The sequence below is a fragment of the Synechococcus sp. MU1655 genome (genome assembly GCF_023630655.1).
Lineage (GTDB): Bacteria > Cyanobacteriota > Cyanobacteriia > PCC-6307 > Cyanobiaceae > Synechococcus_C.
The window spans coordinates 1-3,667 of sequence record NZ_JAKUHK010000209.1; the positions used below are offsets into that span (position 1 = coordinate 1).

General features: G+C 59.6%; 6 protein-coding genes. 5 read left to right on the plus strand and 1 reads right to left on the minus strand.

From position 1 onward, the window contains the following. Positions 1-246 (plus strand): DedA family protein (locus NCN04_RS09350; protein ID WP_502988781.1); only part of this gene is annotated, 246 nt, incomplete at its 5' end. An 80-nt stretch (positions 247-326) separates the two neighbouring features. Here NCN04_RS09350 and NCN04_RS09355 read toward each other — a convergent pair. After that, the gene (locus tag NCN04_RS09355) at positions 327-707 is read right to left on the minus strand and encodes a single-stranded DNA-binding protein (RefSeq protein ID WP_011618097.1); all 381 of its coding nucleotides are present in this window, start codon (positions 705-707) and stop codon (positions 327-329) included. Between the two features lie 136 nt (positions 708-843). On the opposite strand from NCN04_RS09355, the gene NCN04_RS09360 reads away from it, so the two are divergent. The 4 genes from NCN04_RS09360 to NCN04_RS09375 all read left to right on the plus strand — a co-directional run. Next, positions 844-1,896, plus strand: coding sequence for a rod shape-determining protein (locus NCN04_RS09360; protein WP_048347690.1), 1,053 nt, complete (start codon positions 844-846; stop codon positions 1,894-1,896). 5 nt (positions 1,897-1,901) lie between these two features. Beyond that, positions 1,902-2,645 carry a rod shape-determining protein MreC gene (gene mreC / locus NCN04_RS09365; protein ID WP_250395911.1) on the plus strand — a complete coding sequence of 248 codons (744 nt, stop codon included), beginning with the start codon at positions 1,902-1,904 and terminating at the stop codon, positions 2,643-2,645. A gap of 3 nt (positions 2,646-2,648) precedes the next feature. Next, positions 2,649-3,152, plus strand: a complete 504-nt coding sequence (locus NCN04_RS09370) for a rod shape-determining protein MreD (RefSeq protein ID WP_250395912.1) — start codon at positions 2,649-2,651, stop codon at positions 3,150-3,152. Then, on the plus strand, positions 3,149-3,667 hold a 519-nt coding region (locus NCN04_RS09375; protein WP_250395913.1), incomplete at its 3' end, for an ABC transporter substrate-binding protein. The genes NCN04_RS09370 and NCN04_RS09375, both read left to right, overlap by 4 nt.

The window sequence follows — 3,667 nt, forward strand, 5'->3', positions numbered from 1 at the left end:
TCGGTTCCTGCTGGCATTGAATTGATGCCGATGGCTCCGTTTTTAATCTGGACCACGGCTGGCAGCTTGATCTGGACGCTGTTGCTGACCATCGCCGGGATGGTGCTTGGTGAGGGCTACAGCAACGTTGAGGTCTGGATCGACCCCGTCTCCAAAGTGATCAAGGTGGGCCTGGTGATTGCCGTTTTGGCTGGTGGGATTTGGCTTGCCCTCAGGATTTGGCGTCGCCGCCAGTCCGCCGATTAACCAGCTTGAGGCTTACCAGCGACCGGTTGGTGTGATCCCCTCCCAACGCTGGGAGTAGCCGGTCGCCATGGTTGATTGATTTAGAAAGGAACCTCTTCGTCGCTGGGGCTTCCTCCACCAAACCCGCCGGAACCCGCTTCGCTGTCACGCTTGGAGCCCAGAAGTTCGAGGCGATCAACCCGAACGACAGGCTTGCTGCGTTCTTCGCCGCTATTGCGATCTGTCCAGCGATCCAATTTGAAGCTGCCGATGATGCCGAGGAGTGATCCTTTTTTGACGTAATCAGCGGCAACCTGGGCCTGTTTTCCCCAGATCTCAAGGTTGAACCAATCCGGCTCGTCGTCGCGGCTGCGGCGATTCACGGCAATGGTCAGGTTGGCCACCATGCTTCCTGATTCGAAGTAGCGAACTTCAGGGTCTCGGCCAGCCCGGCCGACCAGCGTTACGGAATTGACACTCATGAAGGTTTGGTTTTGCGTGGATTAATGATGCGCCACGGTTGTCGTAGCTGCTTTTAAGGAGTTCCACCCTCAGCGCCGGATGTATCAGCCGGTGCATGACACCCCACCTAAGATTCTGCGACTTGTGCCATAGCCAGTGCTTTTTCGTCGATTTCAGCTTTCCCGTGACATCGGTATCGACCTCGGCACTGCCAATACGCTTATTTATGTCTCCGGCAAGGGGATTGTGTTGCAAGAGCCTTCAGTGGTGGCGATTGATCTCGAGCGGGGGGTGCCCCTGGCGGTCGGAGATGAAGCGAAGCTGATGTTGGGCCGTACGCCAGGGAACATTCGTGCGGTGCGGCCCCTGCGTGATGGCGTGATCGCTGATTTTGATGCTGCAGAGCAGATGCTCAAAAGCTTCATTCAAAAAGGCAACGAGGGCCGCGGAATCGTTGCCCCACGCTTGGTGGTGGGGATCCCCAGCGGTGTGACGGGTGTGGAGCGCCGCGCCGTACGTGAGGCAGGCCTAGCCGGTGCCAGAGAAGTGCATCTCATCGACGAGCCCGTGGCCGCGGCGATTGGTGCTGGTTTGCCGGTGACGGAGCCAGTCGGCACGATGATTGTGGATATTGGGGGTGGAACCACCGAAGTGGCGGTGCTCAGCCTCGGAGGCACCGTCCTGAGTGAATCGGTTCGAGTGGCCGGTGATGAAATCAGCGATTCGATCGGTGTCCATCTCAAAAAGGTTCACAACCTGGTGGTGGGCGAGCGCACCGCCGAAGACATCAAGATTCGAATCGGTTCCGCATTCCCAGACAACGACTTCGATCAGACGGTGATGGATGTGCGTGGCTTGCACCTCCTGTCAGGGTTGCCGCGCACGATTCAGCTCCAGGCGGGTGACCTTCGCGAGGCCATCGCTGAGCCCCTCAACGTGATTGTTGAGGCGGTGAAGCGCACACTCGAACGCACCCCTCCTGAGCTGGCAGCAGACATCGTTGATCGCGGAATCATGCTTGCTGGCGGTGGGGCCCTGGTGAGGGGGATTAGTGACCTGATCAGCCATGAAACGGGGATCTTCACCCACGTTGCGGAAGATCCGCTCCTCTGCGTGGTGAATGGCTGCGGTCAGGTGCTGGAGGATTACAAGCGCCTGCAACGTGTGCTGGATACCCCTGAATTCGTTCGTTCTGCTACGAGCCTCTAATTCCAATGGGCTCCTCGCCGTGGCCGCAGGGAACGCGTTCCCGGAGCCTGAAACGAATCTGGCCTTGGCTCGTTCTTCTCGGCGTGTTGGGGATGGTGCGTTGGAGCAAGGGCGCAGGCTTTGTTGATGCCTATGCCTTTCTGACGCGTCCATTTTGGCCTGGTTCAGCTCAGAAACAGTGGATCCAGTCAGCGCAGCAGCAGAACGCTGCCACGCGTTTGCAGCTGCTCGAGGTGGATAACGCCCGTTTGAGGGGGTTGCTTGCGCTGGATCGTCAAGGTGCCAACAACGCGATTTCAGCTGCTGTGATCTCCAGAACGCCTGCGGGATGGTGGCAACAGATCGTGCTGGGAAAGGGGACTCTGGATGGCATCCAACAAGGTGATGCAGTGATCGGTCCAGGTGGATTGATTGGCCGGGTTCAAAGTGCCACGCCTGCCACAAGCCTTGTGCGTTTGCTCACCGCCCCCGGGAGTCGAGTTGGGGTTTGGGTGCCACGGACCCGTCAACATGCCCTGCTGGTGGGCATGGGAACGTCCCGCCCCGAATTGAAATTCATCGATCGAGATGTGAAGGTGCGACCCGGCGATCTAGTGAGCACCTCCCCAGCCAGCACCCTGCTGCCTGCGAACCTTCCGGTGGCCGTGGTGCAGTCCTTGAACTCCAGGGCGGTGCCGGCTCCAACGGCTTTGGTTCAGTTGATTGCGCCTCCGGATGCGATCGATTGGGTCCAGGTGAGTAGGCGCTGATCGATGGCTCGTCTTCACAGCCAACCAATCTGTGTTGCCTCTGGATTGTTGGTGCCGTTGATCAGCTTGGCGGCACCGTCATGGCTGAGCTTGGGCGGTGTGTTGCCGAGCTGGGCCGTGTTGTGGCTGCTGCCTTGGGCGCTGGTTGATGGACCGGTGTCGGGTCTGATTGCGGGTGCGGCGATGGGGCTAGTCCTGGACGGTCTCACGGTGGGAGATGCCAGTCAGGTGCCCGCTTTGATTCTGTTGGGCTGGTGGTGGGGATGGCTGGGGCGGCGCGGACCACCGATTCAACGCAGTCTCAATTTGGGATTGTTGGCTTGGATTGGCACGATGTTGCTAGGGCTAACTCTTTGGGCGCAGCTGTTGGTTGAAGGCGTGGATGCACCTTTGGCCCAAGCTTTTGCATTGCACACCTGTTTGGCGCAAGGGCTGATGACGGGCCTGATGGCCCCGATGATTGGGTCTTGGCAACTTCTGATCTGGCGACGGCGTACTCCCGCATGATTCAGCACACTTCCCATCGTCGTAGGTGGCTCGCTCTGGCCCTGGTCAGCACGTCGTTGCTGATCGGGGGCTGCAGGCGTGCCGCAGCGCCAGAAGGAGCTCTCCAGCTTTGGACGCTGCAATTAGCGCCCAAGTTCAACACCTACATGGAACAGGTGATTGACCGCTGGGACGATGGCCATCCCGATGCACCGGTGCGCTGGACCGACTTGCCTTGGGGCTCGGTGGAACGGAAGCTTCTGGCTGCAGTGTTTGCGCGCACCGCCCCTGATGTGGTGAATCTCAATCCCCCCTTTGCGGCCAATTTGGCAAGCAAGGGTGGGTTGACCGATCTCACGCCGCTGTTGCCACCCGATGCCGCTCAGCGCTATTTGCCTTCGGTGTGGCGTGCGGCACGCGATCCAAAGGCTGGCCAGATCGCCGTGCCCTGGTATCTCACGGTCCGCCTCAGCTTGGTCAACCAGAAGCTTCTGCAACAGGCGGGCGTGAACGCGCCACCTCGTCGCTGGGAGGAC